This window comes from Streptomyces megasporus, from assembly GCF_000718985.1.
In the GTDB taxonomy this organism is placed as follows: Bacteria; Actinomycetota; Actinomycetes; order Streptomycetales; family Streptomycetaceae; genus Streptomyces; species Streptomyces megasporus.
On sequence record NZ_JODL01000006.1, the window covers coordinates 23,407 to 37,173 of the forward strand.

Here is a 13,767-nt window from a genome sequence, read left to right on the forward strand (position 1 = left end):
CCCTTCCACGTGGAAGGCGCATAGCCGACAGCCGTCGCACCCGAGGGAGCCCCCCATGGCAGCCTTGCCGTACCCGTCCGTCACCGTGTCCTCGTCGTCCGCGTCCGCCTCGGCGGGCCCGTCGAAGAACCCCCGTGCCGATGCCCTGCGGGAGGCGTTGGCGTCGCGGGTGGTGGTGGCCGACGGAGCGATGGGCACGATGTTGCAGGCCGCCGATCCCTCGCTGGAGGACTTCCGGCAGTTGGAGGGCTGCAACGAGATCCTCAACGTCACCCGGCCGGACATCGTGGCCTCGGTGCACGAAGCGTACTTCGCGGTGGGCGTGGACTGCGTGGAGACCAACACCTTCGGCGCGAACCACGCGGCGCTGGCCGAGTACGGGATCGCCGAGAGGATCGAGGAGCTGTCCGAGGCCGGGGCGCGGATCGCGCGCGAGGTGGCGGACTCCTTCACCGCCTCCGACGGCCGGCCGCGCTGGGTGCTGGGCTCGATCGGGCCGGGCACCAAGCTGCCCACCCTGGGACACGTGGGCTACGCCACCCTGCGGGACGCCTACCAGCGCAACGCCGAGGGGCTGATCGCCGGCGGCGCGGACGCGCTGCTGATCGAGACCACCCAGGACCTGCTGCAGACCAAGGCGGCGGTGCTGGGCGCCCGCCGGGCGCTTCGGGCGGCGGGGCTGGACCTGCCGGTGATCTGCTCGGTGACGGTGGAGACCACCGGCACCATGCTGTTGGGCAGCGAGATCGGCGCGGCGCTGACCGCGCTGGAGCCGCTGGGCGTGGACATGATCGGGCTGAACTGCGCCACCGGCCCGGCCGAGATGAGCGAGCACCTGCGCTACCTGGCCCGCCACGCCCGCGTCCCGCTGTCGTGCATGCCCAACGCCGGGCTGCCGGAGCTGACCGCGGACGGGGCGCACTACCCGCTCACGCCGGTGGAGCTGGCCGACGCGCAGGAGACGTTCGTCACCGAGTACGGGCTGTCGCTGGTGGGCGGCTGCTGCGGCACCACCCCCGAGCACCTGCGGCTGTTGGTGGAGCGGGTGCGCGGGCTGGCGCCGGCCGAGCGGGAGCCGCGTCCGGAGCCGGGTGCGGCGTCGCTGTACCAGACGGTGCCGTTCCGGCAGGACACCGCGTACCTGGCGATCGGGGAGCGGACCAACGCCAACGGCTCGAAGAAGTTCCGCGAGGCCATGCTCCAGGGCCGGTGGGACGACTGTGTGGAGCTGGCGCGCGACCAGATCCGTGAGGGCGCGCACATGCTGGACGTGTGCGTGGACTACGTGGGCCGGGACGGTGTGGCGGACATGGCCGAGCTGGCCGGGCGGCTGGCGACGGCCTCCACGCTGCCGATCGTGCTGGACTCCACCGAGCCGGCCGTCATCGCGGCCGGCCTGGAGAGGCTGGGCGGCCGTGCGGTGATCAACTCGGTGAACTACGAGGACGGCGACGGCCCCGACTCGCGGTTCGCGAGGATCGCCGCGCTGGCGAAGGAGCACGGGGCGGCGCTGATCGCGCTGACCATCGACGAGGAGGGCCAGGCCCGCACCGCGGAGCGGAAGGTGGCGGTCGCCGAGCGGCTGATCGCCGATCTCACCGGCAACTGGGGCATGCGCGAGGAGGACATCCTCATCGACTGCCTGACGTTCACCATCTGCACCGGCACCGAGGAGTCCCGGGGCGACGGGGTGGCGACCATCGAGGCGATCCGCGAGCTGAAGCGGCGGCACCCGGCGGTGCAGACCACGCTGGGGCTGTCGAACATCTCCTTCGGGCTGAACCCGGCCGCCCGGATGGTGCTGAACTCCGTCTTCCTCGACGAGTGCGTGAAGGCCGGACTGGACTCGGCGATCGTCCACGCCGCCAAGATCCTGCCCATCGCCCGGATCCCCGCCGAGCAGGTCGAGGTGGCCCTGGACCTGATCCACGACCGGCGGCGGGAGGGCTACGACCCCCTGCAGCGGTTCCTGGAGCTGTTCCAGGGCGTGGACGCCAAGAGCGTGCGGGCCTCCCGGGCCGAGGAACTGGCGGCGCTGCCGCTGGACGAGCGGTTGCAGCGGCGGATCATCGACGGCGAGCGCAACGGGTTGGAGGCCGACCTGGACGAGGCGCTCCGGGAGCGGCCGGCGCTTGAGATCGTCAACGACACCCTGCTGGCGGGGATGAAGGTGGTCGGCGACCTGTTCGGTTCCGGACAGATGCAGTTGCCGTTCGTGCTCCAGTCGGCCGAGGTGATGAAGGCCGCGGTGGCCTACCTGGAGCCCCACATGGAGAAGGTCGAGGGGGCCGAGGGCAAGGGCACGATCGTGCTGGCCACCGTGCGCGGCGACGTCCACGACATCGGCAAGAACCTGGTGGACATCATCCTGTCCAACAACGGCTACACCGTGGTCAACCTCGGGATCAAGCAGCCGGTCTCGGCGATCGTGGAGGCCGCCGAGCGGCACAAGGCGGACGTGATCGGCATGTCCGGGCTGCTGGTGAAGTCCACGGTGGTGATGAAGGAGAACCTCCAGGAGCTCAACGCCCGCAACCTGGCCGATCGCTACCCGGTCATCCTCGGCGGCGCGGCGCTGACCCGGTCCTACGTCGAGCAGGACCTCCACGAGATCTACGCCGGCGAGGTCCGCTACGCCCGCGACGCCTTCGAGGGGCTGCGGCTGATGGACGCGCTGATGGCCGTCAAGCGCGGCGTGCCCGGCGCCGCCCTCCCCGAGCTGCGCCGGCGGCGGGTCAAGGCGGCCGGCGCCGCGGTGGTCGAATCCGAACCGGACGCCCCGGCGCGCTCCGACGTCGCGGTCGACAACCCCGTCCCCACCCCGCCGTTCTGGGGCACGAGGGTGGTCAAGGGCATCCCGCTCAAGGACTACGCCTCCTGGCTGGACGAGGGGGCGCTGTTCAAGGGGCAGTGGGGCCTGAAGACCCCCCGCACCGGCGAAGGGCCCTCCTACGAGGAGCTGGTCGCCACCGAGGGACGCCCGAGGCTGCGGGGCTGGCTGGACCGGCTGCACACCGAGAACCTGCTGGAGGCCGCCGTCGTCTACGGCTACTTCCCCTGCCACTCCGAAGGGGACGACCTGGTGCTCCTGGACGAGGACGGCCTTGAGCGCACCCGGTTCACCTTCCCGCGGCAGCGGCGCGGGCGCCGACTGTGCCTGGCGGACTTCTTCCGCCCCAAGGAGTCCGGCGAGACCGATGTGGTGGGGTTGCAGGTGGTCACGGTCGGCAACCGGATCTCCGAGGCCACCGCGGAGCTGTTCGCCGCCGACTCCTACCGCGACTACCTGGAGCTGCACGGGCTGTCGGTGCAGCTCGCGGAGGCGCTGGCCGAGTACTGGCACGCCCGGGTCCGCAGCGAGCTCGGCTTCGCCGGGCAGGACCCGGACGCGATCGAGGACATGTTCGCCCTGAAGTACCGGGGCGCCCGCTTCTCCCTGGGCTACGGCGCCTGCCCGGACCTGGAGGACCGGGCCAAGATCGCCGAACTGCTCCGGCCGGAGCGGATCGGGGTGAAGCTGAGCGAGGAGTACCAGCTCCACCCGGAGCAGTCCACCGACGCCATCGTGGTCCACCATCCCGAGGCCAAGTACTTCAACGCGCGATAGTCGGCGGTCCGTCGTACACTGATCTGTCCGGTAGAGGCCGGTTGCCCGATCCCAGGAGGAGCGGGCAACCGGCCTTCGCGCCCTTCACAGGAGGTATCGGATGACCCGTCCCCAGCCCCGCGTCGAGACGTCCCCCACCCTGGGCGGAGCGGCCTCGGCCCCCGCGTTCGACGGAGGCGCCTCCTTGCCCGTCCTCGGCAGGCGGGCCGCCATGCCGTCCGCCGTCCCCGCGGCGTCCCCCACGACCGTTCGCACGACCGCGCCCGTCGTGGCCCCGGCCGGCGTCCCCCAGGCCGTTCTGCTGGACATGGACGGCACTCTGGTGGACACCGAGGGTTTCTGGTGGGAGACCGAGGTCGAGGTGTTCGCCGAGTTGGGGCACGAACTGGCCGAGGAGCACCGTGAGGTGGTGGTCGGCGGACCGATGAGCCGGAGCGCCACCTACCTCATTCAGGCCACCGGGGCGGACATCTCGCTGGCGGACTTGACGGTGCTGTTGAACACCCGGTTCATCGAGCGCGTCGAGCGAGGGGTGTCCCTGATGCCCGGCGCCCGGCGGCTGCTCACGGAGCTGGTCGCGCACGGGGTGCCCGCCGCGTTGGTCTCGGCCTCGCACCGCGAGGTGATCGATCGGATGCTGGTCTCCCTGGGGCCGGAGCACTTCGCGCTCACCGTGGCGGGCGACGAGGTGGAGCGGACCAAGCCGCACCCGGACCCGTACCTGCTGGCCGCGGAGCGGCTCGGGGCGGATCCGAGGCGGTGCGTGGTGGTGGAGGACACCGCGACGGGGGTGGCGTCGGCGGAGGCGGCCGGATGTCCGGTGGTGGCGGTGCCGTCGGTGACGCATATCGAGCCCGCGAAGGGACGGACGGTCGTGACGTCCCTGGAAGAAGTGGATCTGCCTTTTCTGCGCTCTCTGGTCACGGTCGCGCACTGAGCGTGTTCCGAACACCGCACGGCGAATACACGGAAAACTCTGGGCAGTGGCCCGCTTATTTTCCGTGACGAATACGGTGGCCGAATTCCTGCTTTTCGTCTGTCAGTTGAAGGGGTGATGTTTGTCACGCGGTCACGGCTCGACAGGCGTGTCTCGTCGTGATCTTGAGCGGCCTTCGCCCCTTTTCGGCCTGCCCATGTGTCCCGTTTGGTTCACACTCGCGTCTATCGCTCCGGCGTCCGTTTATCGGATGACGCTTTTCTGTTATCGGAGCGTGATATTTCCTCGTCAATGGCCCGGCCGGAAGAAGCGCGGCGCGGCTACTAATGTCTGTGCCCCGGCCACACATTCCGCACCAACCGGCCGGACGAGGAGACCGTCACCGATGAACCGTAAGTTGCTGGTGCTGCCCGCCGTGGTGGGCGTGCTCGCTCCGGCGCTCGTCGCATGTGGCGACGAGAGCGGGAGCGGAAACAGCGGAGCGATCGTTGTCGGTACCACCGACCGAATCGAGGCGACGGCGGAGGCACCCGCTCCGCTGGACCCGGCGGCCGTTTACGACGTCACCACCTGGAACGTCTTCCGCAACACCTTCCAGACCCTCATGCGGCTGCCCCGCGCGGGCAACCAGCCGGAGGAGGAGGCCGCCGAGGAGTGCGGCTTCACCGACCAGCGCAGCGCGCAGTACCGCTGCACCCTCCGCGAGGGCCTGACGTTCTCCAACGGTCACGAACTGACCGCCGAGGACGTCGCCTTCTCCATCGAGCGCGTGCGCGACATCGCCGACCCGGGCGGCCCGGCGTCGCTGCTGGACACCCTCGACCGCGTCGAGGCCCCCTCCGAACACGAGGTGGTCTTCCACCTCAAGCAGCCCGACGCGACCTTCCCCCACAAGCTCGCCACCCCCGCGGCGGCGATCGTGGACAGCGAGGTGTACGCGGCCGACAAGGCCCGCGAGGGCTATGAGATCACCGGGTCCGGCCCCTACGTCCTGGAGTCCTTCGACAGCGGAAGCGGCAGGGTGGTCCTGGCGCGCAACGAGCGCTACCAGGGCGACCTCGAGGTGCGGAACGACAGGGTCGAGCTGCGCTTCTTCGACGACTCCGAGGCCATGGAGAAGGCCATGCGCGCCGGTGACGTCGACGTGATGAACCGGAGCATGTCGCCCGAGCAGATCGAGCGGCTGACCGGCGAGCAGAGCGACGGCATCGAGGTCTTCGAGATGTCCGGCCAGGAGATCCGCTACCTCGTCTTCGCCACCGACGGCAAGACCGTCGGCCGGGACGCCGTGCGCCGGGCCATCGCCCAGGTCGTGGACCGCGGCGAACTGGTGCGCGACGTGTACGAACGGACCGCCGAACCGCTGTACTCCATCGTCCCCAGCGGCCTGACCGGCCATCACAACTCCTTCTTCAACACCTACGGCGAGCCGAGCGCCGAGGAGGCCCGCGCCATCCTGGAGCGCGCCGGAATCGACACCCCGGTCGAGGTCCGGCTCACCTACACCACCGACCACTACGGTCCGGCCACAAAGAAGGAGTTCAGGACGCTGGCCGGGCAGCTCAACGACTCCGGGCTGTTCGAGGCGACCGTCGAGGGCGTGCCGTGGAAGACGTACCTGCCCGCCGCCAGGAAGCAGCAGTACGAGATCTACGGCATGGGCTGGTTCCCCGACTTCCCGGACCCCGACAACTTCATCGCCCCGTTCTTCGCCAAGGACAACTTCCTGGGCTCCCCGTACGCGAACAACGAGATCCGCGGCCGACTCATCCCGCGGACCCGGGTGAAGGAGAAGCGCGACGCGACCGTCGACGACTTCGTCCGCGCCCAGGACATCGTCGCCGAGGAGGTGCCCGTGCTGCCGCTGTGGCAGGGCAAGCAGTACGTCGCCGCCCGTGAGGGCGTCACGGGAGTGGAGTGGGCGCTCAACTCCTCCTCGGGCCTCCAACTGTGGGAACTGGGACGAGGCGTGCAGAGCTGAACCGAGCGGACCCGCGTCGCCGTCGCCGGCGGCGCGGACCGCGGAAACGGGGGGCGCAAGGGCAGAACCCGAACAGAGAGCGGATGAGGACGAACACGTGAGGAAAAGGGCCCACTGGCGGGCGCTCCCGATCGGCACGGCACTGCTCGCCGTCCTGCTCACCGGATGCGGTGAACAGGACGGGACGAAGGCCGCCGAGGGCGAGCGGATCGTGATGGGGATGACCGACGAGGTCCTGGCCACCGACCCCGCGTCCGGCTACGACCCCGGATCCTGGCTGGTCTTCAACAACGTCTTCCAGTCGTTGCTGAGCTTCCCCAAGGGGAGCACGGAACCCCAACCCGAGGCCGCGGAGAAGTGCGCGTTCACCGACGGCGAGAGCCGGGTCTTCCGGTGCACGCTCAGGGACGGGCTGACGTTCACCAACGGCAACCCGCTCACCTCCGAGGACGTGAAGTTCTCCTTCGAGCGGACCCTGCGCATCGACGATCCGGGCGGTCCGGCCGTCATGCTGTCGACCATCTCGAAGATCGAGACCCCGGACGAGAGGACGGTCGTCTTCAAACTCGACCGGCCGGACGCCACCTTCCCGCAGAAGATCGCCTCCGGCGCCGGGTCGATCGTCGACCACCGCGCCTACCCCGCCGACGAACTGCGCACCGACGGCAAGGCGATCGGCTCGGGCGTCTACAAGCTGGACTCCTTCGACGCGAAGGAGGCCGTCTTCTCCGTCAACCCCGACTACGTCGGGCCCGCCGAGGTCAAGAACTCCGGGCTGACCGTACGACTCTTCGACGGGGACCAGAAGGCGCTGAAGAAGGCCGTGCAGAGCGGCGAGGTGGACATCGCCTACCGAGGACTGGCCACGGACGACATCGCCGACCTGGAGGAGTCCGCCGGGGACACCGGGATCGAGGTCGTCGACGGCTCCAGCGCCGAGGTGCACCACCTGGTGTTCAACATGGACCACCCGGTCACCGGCAAGAAGGGCGTCCGTCAGGCCATCGCCCACCTGCTGGACCGCTCCACGCTGGTCCGCGACGTCTACCGGCGCACCGCCGAGCCGCTGTACTCGATCGTGCCCGCCGGGATCACCGGCCACAACACGGCCTTCTTCGACCTCTACGGCGACCGTCCGCAGCCGGCGAAGGCCAAGGCGGCCCTGCGGGCCGAGGGCATCACCGAGAAGGTGAAGCTGACCCTGTGGACCACCCCGGTGCGCTACGGGCCCGACACCGTCCGGGAGTTCGAGGAGATCGCCCGGCAGCTCAACGCCAGCGGCCTGTTCGAGGCCAAGGTCGAGAGCGTCGAGCTGGAGCGGTACGAGAAGGGCGTCGAGGCGGGCGAGTACGGGGTCTACGTCAAGGGCTGGGTGCCCGACTACCCGGACGCGGACAACTTCACCGCGCCGTTCTTCGGCAAGGACAACGTGCTGGGCAACGGCTACGACGCCGGCCGGATCACCAAGGAACTGTTGCCGCGCACCGCGGCGGAGAGCGACCGGGCCGCCACCGTCCGGGACTTCGGGGAGATCCAGGACATCGCCGCCCGGGACCTGCCGGTGCTGCCGATCTGGCAGGGCAGGCAGTACGCCGTGGCGCACGAGGACATCTCCGGCCTGGAGTGGACGCTGGACGCCTCCACCGTCTTCCGCTTCTGGGAGATCGCCAAGGGCCCCGGGAACTGACCGGAAAACGACCGGGAGTCGACCGGGAACCGACGGGGAGTCGACGCCGAGCGGGGCGGGACGGGACGGCCGTCCCGCCCCGCCCCCGTTCCGTCACCGGTCGCCGGGACGGACCAGCCCGCTCTCGTACGCGTACACCGCGGCCTGCACCCGGTCGCGCAGGCCCAACTTGGTCAGCACGTGCCCCACGTGGGTCTTCACCGTCGTCTCGCTGACGAAGAGGTCCGCGGCGATCTCGGCGTTCGACAGCCCGCGCGCCACCAGCCTGAGGACCTCCACCTCGCGCTCGGTGAGGGTGTGGAGGGTGTCGGGCACCTGCTCCTCGCCCGAGGGCAGCTTCCCGGCGTACTTGTCCAGCAGCCTGCGGGTGACGCTGGGCGCGAGCATCGCCTCGCCCGCGGCCACCACCCGTATCGCCTGCACCAGCTCGGCGGCGGGGGCGTCCTTGAGCAGGAAGCCGCTGGCGCCCGCGCGCAGCGCCTCCACCACGTACTCGTCCAGGTCGAACGTGGTGAGCACCAGCACCTTCGCGGGGCCGTCCTTGTCGGGACCGGTGATCCGGCGGGTGGCCTCCACCCCGTCCATGCGGGGCATCCGAATGTCCATCAGCACCACGTCCGGCTGGAGCGCCCGCACCTGATCCAGCGCCTGCTGTCCGTCCCCGGCCTCGCCCACCACGGCGATGTCGCCCTCGGCCTCCAGGATCATCCGGAAACCGGTGCGCAGCAGCGGCTGGTCGTCGACCAGCAGAACGCGGATTGCCACGGAAACTCCTCACGGGGCCTACGGCTCGAGACGCCCCCATTCTTGCCTAAGGGGTCACGCCCTCCCCGCCCGGGACGTCGTCCGACGCCTCGACGGGCAGCCGCGGCTGGATCATCAGCGGATACGGCGGGGGAGTGCCCCCGAACTCCGGGCACAGCGCCCGGTGGGCGCACCAGTCGCACAGGGGGCCGGTCCTGGGCCGCCAGTCGCCGGTCTCGGTCGCCCGCCGGATCGCGTCCCACAGGGCCAGCAGCTTGCGCTCCACGCCGAGCAGGTCGCCCTCGTCCGGGTCGTAGGTGAGCACGTCGCCGCTGCCCAGGTAGACGAGCTGCAACCGGCGCGGGATCGTGCCGCGCAGCCGCCACAGCACCAGGGCGTAGAACTTCATCTGGAACAGCGCGTCCGCCGCGTACTCCGGCCGGGGCGCCTTGCCCGTCTTGTAGTCGACGATCCGCACCTCGCCGGTGGGCGCCACGTCCACCCGGTCGATGATCCCGCGCAGCCGCAGCCCCGACTCCAGCCGCGCCTCCACGAACAGCTCGCGCTCGGCCGGCTCCAGCCTGGTGGGGTCCTCCAGGGAGAACCACCGCTCGACCAGCTCCTCGGCCCGGGCCAGCCAGCGGGCCAGCTCGGCGCCGTCGGCGGCGCCCTCCCCCCGGCCGTCCTCCCCGTCGCCGGTGAACAGCTCCGCCAGCTCCGGTCGCCTGGCCAGCAGCCGCTCCCACTCCCGGACCACCATCGACCGCGCCCGCCGTACGTTGCGCTCGGCGGCCGGGGCGTCGAAGAGCCGCTCCAGCACCGCGTGCACCACCGTCCCCCGAGTGGCCGCGGGCGTCGGCTTCTCGGGGATCTTGTCGATCACCCGGAAGCGGTACAGCAGCGGGCACTGCATGAAGTCGGCGGCCCGTGACGGTGACAGGGAGTTGGGCGGTGACGCCTGGGAGGACGCCTTGCCGGAAGCCGATGCGGAGAGCATGGTGAAGACCCTACGGCCCCCGACCGACACGTCGCCGCTTACCATCGGTGGAGTACCCCTTCGCACCCCCCTCGCACCGCAGGGCCGTGGGGGCACCGACAGCGGGTGCGAGGTCACCTTCTACGAGGGGAACCCGTGGCGGACACGGACAACAGTGGGCGGGAGCCCGGCTCCGGCGGACCGGTGAAGAACGGACCGGACCGCCCGCGCGAGAGCGGCGGCGGCATTCTCATGGGCCGCCCCTTCGGCGTGCCCGTCTACGTGGCACCGAGCTGGTTCGCCATCGCGGCCCTGATCACCTGGGTCTTCGGCGGCCAGTTGGAGCGGGTGTTGCCGGAGCTGGGCGCGGCCCGCTACCTGGTCTCCCTCTTCTTCGCGGTCGCCTTCTACGCCTCGGTGCTCGTCCACGAGCTGGCGCACACCGTCGCCGCGCTCCGTTTCAAGCTCCCCGTGCGCCGCATCCAGTTGCAGTTCTTCGGCGGTGTGTCGGAGATCGAGAAGGAGAGCGAGACCCCGGGCCGGGAGTTCGTCCTGGCCTTCGTCGGCCCTCTGCTCTCCCTCGTCCTGTCGGGCCTGTTCTACCTCGGCCTGTACGCCGTCGAGCCCGGTACCGTGCCCGCGGTGCTGCTCGCCGGGCTGATGATCTCCAACCTCATCGTCGCGGTGTTCAACCTGCTGCCCGGCCTCCCCCTGGACGGCGGCCGGATGCTGCGCGCGGTGATCTGGAAGATCAGCGGCAAGCCCATGACCGGCACCGTCGCCGCCGCCTGGACCGGCCGCGCGCTGGCCGTCGCCGTCCTGGTGGGGATGCCGCTGCTCGGCTACGCCGGGGGCTACGCCGACGAGGGGTTCGGCGGCCTGAACTCGATCACCGACGCCCTCCTCGCGGCGATCCTCGCCGCGATCATCTGGACCGGCGCCGGCAACAGCCTGCGGATGGCCCGGCTGCGCGAGCGACTGCCCGAGCTGAGCGCCCGCGCCCTCACCCGACGTGCCGTCCCCGTCACCTCCGACACGCCCCTGTCGGAGGGGCTGCGCCGGGCCAACGAGGCGGGGGCCCGCGCGCTGGTGGTCGTGGACGGTCAGGGCGACCCGATCGCCATCGTCCGCGAGGCGGCCATCGTCGGCGTGCCCGAGCACCGCCGTCCCTGGGTCGCCGTGAGCACCCTCGCCCAGGACATCACCGAGGGCATGCGGGTGTGGACGGAACTGGCGGGGGAGGAGCTGCTGGAGCACCTGCGGGCGACCCCGGCCACCGAGTACCTGGTGGTCGAGGAGACGGGCGAGATCTACGGCGTGCTCTCCGCGGCCGACGTCGAGCGGGCCTTCGTGGCCGCCATGGCCAAGCCCGCCTCCTGACCCCGAGCGGTCCGGGGCCTCGTTTCCGAGCCCTCGATTACGGTCCGCGGGCCGTGCTCGACTAGGCTTGCCCCCATGTCCGAACCGACCGGTGCCGCCCGCCGTCGCGGGCCCTTCCAGGTCGGGGACCAGGTCCAGCTCACCGACCCCAAGGGACGCCACTACACCTTCACGCTCGAGGTGGGGAAGAGCTTCCACACCCACAAGGGAGCCTTCCCCCACGACGAGCTGATCGGTGCTCCCGAGGGCACGGTCGTCCGTACCACGGGAAACGTCGCCTACCTCGCGCTGCGTCCCCTGCTCCCCGACTACGTCCTGTCCATGCCGCGCGGCGCGGCCGTCGTCTACCCCAAGGACGCGGGGCAGATCCTGGCGATGGCCGACATCTTCCCCGGCGCACGCGTCGTCGAGGCGGGGGTGGGCTCCGGATCGCTGAGCACCTTCCTGCTGCGCGCCGTCGGCGACCAGGGCATGCTGCACTCCTACGAGCGCCGAGCCGACTTCGCCGACATCGCCCGGCAGAACGTCGAACGCTACTTCGGCGGCCCGCACCCCGCCTGGCAGTTGACCGTCGGCGACCTTCAGGACAACCTGTCGGACACCGAGGTCGACCGGGTGATCCTCGACATGCTCGCCCCCTGGGAGTGCCTGGACGCCGTCTCCAAGGCGCTCGTCCCCGGCGGCATCCTGTGCGCCTACGTGGCCACCACCACCCAGCTCGCCCGCACCGTGGAGTCGATCCGCGAGCACGGCACCTTCAACGAGCCGGCGGCCTGGGAGACGATGGTCCGGACCTGGCATGTCGAGGGCCTGGCCGTCCGCCCCGACCACCGCATGGTCGGGCACACCGGCTTCCTGCTCACCGCCCGCCGCCTCGCCGACGGGGTGGAGCCCCCGATGCGCCGCCGCCGTCCGGCGAAGGGCGCCTACGGGGAGGACTACACCGGACCGGGCAGCGGCTCGGGCCGGGGCTGACCGACCCGCCACGACGAACGCGCCGGCGCCGTGGGGTCTTCGGGACCCCACGGCGCCGGCGCGTTCCTCGGGCACGGTGGAGAGGAGGGCCGCGGAGAGTCGGACCCGGCCGTTCCACCGTGATGTGACGTGTGGCACGATGCTGGGCACCCCCGGCCGCCCGCACTCACAGGAGTCGACCCGCGTGCAGCTTCCGGCAGGTTCCGCGTCATCCTCCGCGCCGTCCCCTGCGGCGTCCTCCGCGCCGTCCCCCTCGGTCCGTCCCGAGCCCGTTCCGTACGTCCCTTCCCAGCCCGTCCCCGCGGCGCCGTCCTCTCCGCCCCCTTCCCGTCCCGCGCCCGCCCACACCCGCGCCCGCGCGGCGCACTGGATCGTCACGGCCGCCGCGCTGGGCGCCGTGCTGGGCGGGTCCGCGCTCCTGGGACCGGCCGGCGCCACGGCCACACCGGGCCCGAACGAGGCCGCGGCCCCGGGCCCGGACGCGGGGGAGGCCCGGTACCCGCTGGACTGCGGCCCGGTGGAGCCGGAGGTGATCGACGAGGTCGCGGTGGACTTCGACGGCGACGAACGGGCCGAGACCGTCGCCGTGGTCCGCTGCGCCGCGGGGATCGGCACCCCGCCCAGCGGGATGTACGTCCTGGCGCACCCCGCGCGCGAGGGCGCCCGGCCACGGGTCGCCGAGACCCTGGTGGACCCGGACGAGGGCATGACCGTCCAACGGCTCACCGTCCGCGGTGACACGGTCCTCGCCCGGCTCCTCGGCTACTCCTCGAACGAGGTGCCGCGCTGCTGCCCCGACCGGATGCGGGACGTCGAATGGAACTGGCGGGACGGGAAGTTCGTGCTGAGGGCGGTGCCGACGGCGCGGAGCGTGTGACCGCCGGCGGGCGGCTACCCGGCGTCGGGGCCGTACACCTCGACCTTGTCCGAAACCCGCCGCACGTGGATGCACTCGCCCGGACACTCCCGGGCCGAGTCCACCACGTCCGCGAGCAGGGGCAGCGGGACGGGAGCGGTCGCTCCCGGCTCCGTCAGCAACTCCGCCTCGCCGCCCTCGGGGGCCGGGGGCTTGACGTAGGCGAGCCCGTCGATGTCCAGCTCGAAGACGTCCGGCGCGTACTGGGCGCAGATGCCGTCTCCGGTGCAGAGGTCCTGGTCGATCCAGACTTCCAGTTCCTGGGCCTGCTCGTTCTGCGCACCCATGCCGCTGCCTGCCGTTCCTGCCTCGTGATCGGACTGTGTGAAGAAAACCCGGTGTGATGTTGGCGAAATAGAGCCACCCGTGACGGGGGTTGGCGACCCCGACGATACAACCGCCCGCTTTCCAGGAGGGTTGGGTGGGTATTCACCCGGGGTAAGGGAGTGCGCAAGGGTGAAGATCGGACACGTCCCCACCGTCTTTGTGATCTAGGGGTTTCAACCCCCATCACGCCAGGTAGGGTCAGGAAGCGTCCAGCTCCCCTTGGAGGAGGTGAGGACC

General features: G+C 71.1%; 10 protein-coding genes. 7 read left to right on the forward strand and 3 right to left on the reverse strand.

Annotation, left to right across the window (positions count from 1 at the left end; all coding sequences use genetic code 11):
* The first annotated feature begins 55 nt into the window (after positions 1 to 55).
* The 4 genes from metH to IF47_RS0107815 all read left to right on the forward strand — a co-directional run bounded on the left by metH (position 56) and on the right by IF47_RS0107815 (position 8,212).
* Positions 56 to 3,607, forward strand: a complete 3,552-nt coding sequence (gene metH, locus IF47_RS0107800) for a methionine synthase (RefSeq protein ID WP_031507580.1) — start codon at positions 56 to 58, stop codon at positions 3,605 to 3,607.
* Between the two features lie 211 nt (positions 3,608 to 3,818).
* The gene (locus IF47_RS0107805) at positions 3,819 to 4,544 is read left to right on the forward strand and encodes an HAD family hydrolase (RefSeq protein ID WP_031507581.1); all 726 of its coding nucleotides are present in this window, start codon (positions 3,819 to 3,821) and stop codon (positions 4,542 to 4,544) included.
* Positions 4,545 to 4,929: 385 nt separating this feature from the next.
* On the forward strand, positions 4,930 to 6,525 hold the full coding sequence (locus IF47_RS0107810) for an ABC transporter substrate-binding protein (protein WP_031507582.1): 1,596 nt from the start codon (positions 4,930 to 4,932) through the stop codon (positions 6,523 to 6,525).
* Between the two features lie 97 nt (positions 6,526 to 6,622).
* Positions 6,623 to 8,212: an ABC transporter substrate-binding protein gene (locus IF47_RS0107815; RefSeq protein WP_031507583.1), complete on the forward strand. Its 1,590-nt coding sequence runs from the start codon at positions 6,623 to 6,625 to the stop codon at positions 8,210 to 8,212.
* Between the two features lie 93 nt (positions 8,213 to 8,305).
* On the opposite strand, the gene IF47_RS0107820 is transcribed toward IF47_RS0107815, so the two are convergent.
* Both IF47_RS0107820 and IF47_RS0107825 read right to left on the reverse strand, forming a co-directional pair.
* Positions 8,306 to 8,977, reverse strand: a complete 672-nt coding sequence (locus IF47_RS0107820) for a response regulator (RefSeq protein ID WP_031507584.1) — start codon at positions 8,975 to 8,977, stop codon at positions 8,306 to 8,308.
* Between the two features lie 46 nt (positions 8,978 to 9,023).
* On the reverse strand, positions 9,024 to 9,953 hold the full coding sequence (locus IF47_RS0107825) for a RecB family exonuclease (protein ID WP_245641039.1): 930 nt from the start codon (positions 9,951 to 9,953) through the stop codon (positions 9,024 to 9,026).
* Positions 9,954 to 10,136: 183 nt separating this feature from the next.
* Here IF47_RS0107825 and IF47_RS0107830 point away from each other — a divergent pair, with 183 nt between their 5' ends.
* The 3 genes from IF47_RS0107830 (at position 10,137) to IF47_RS0107840 (ending at position 13,164) form a co-directional block, all read left to right on the forward strand.
* Positions 10,137 to 11,312, forward strand: coding sequence for a site-2 protease family protein (locus IF47_RS0107830; RefSeq protein WP_245641045.1), 1,176 nt, complete (start codon positions 10,137 to 10,139; stop codon positions 11,310 to 11,312).
* Positions 11,313 to 11,387: 75 nt separating this feature from the next.
* Positions 11,388 to 12,287, forward strand: a complete 900-nt coding sequence (locus IF47_RS0107835; RefSeq protein WP_031507587.1) for a tRNA (adenine-N1)-methyltransferase — start codon at positions 11,388 to 11,390, stop codon at positions 12,285 to 12,287.
* 184 nt (positions 12,288 to 12,471) lie between these two features.
* A complete protein-coding gene (locus IF47_RS0107840) occupies positions 12,472 to 13,164 on the forward strand; it encodes a hypothetical protein (RefSeq protein WP_342667245.1) in 693 nt (230 codons plus the stop codon).
* Between the two features lie 14 nt (positions 13,165 to 13,178).
* On the opposite strand, the gene IF47_RS0107845 is transcribed toward IF47_RS0107840, so the two are convergent.
* Entirely contained in the window at positions 13,179 to 13,490 is a 312-nt protein-coding gene (locus tag IF47_RS0107845; RefSeq protein ID WP_031507589.1) for a ferredoxin, read from the reverse strand.
* Between the last annotated feature and the right edge of the window lie 277 nt (positions 13,491 to 13,767).

Excerpts from the sequence above, each read along its gene's own strand:
- metH (WP_031507580.1), top strand. The coding sequence starts at position 56 with ATGGCAGCCTTGCCGTACCCGTCCGTCACCGTGTCCTCGTCGTCCGCG.
- IF47_RS0107825 (WP_245641039.1), bottom strand. The coding sequence starts at position 9,953 with ATGCTCTCCGCATCGGCTTCCGGCAAGGCGTCCTCCCAGGCGTCACCG.
- IF47_RS0107845 (WP_031507589.1), bottom strand. The coding sequence starts at position 13,490 with ATGGGTGCGCAGAACGAGCAGGCCCAGGAACTGGAAGTCTGGATCGAC.
- IF47_RS0107810 (WP_031507582.1), top strand. The coding sequence starts at position 4,930 with ATGAACCGTAAGTTGCTGGTGCTGCCCGCCGTGGTGGGCGTGCTCGCT.
- IF47_RS0107805 (WP_031507581.1), top strand. The coding sequence starts at position 3,819 with ATGCCGTCCGCCGTCCCCGCGGCGTCCCCCACGACCGTTCGCACGACC.
- IF47_RS0107835 (WP_031507587.1), top strand. The coding sequence starts at position 11,388 with ATGTCCGAACCGACCGGTGCCGCCCGCCGTCGCGGGCCCTTCCAGGTC.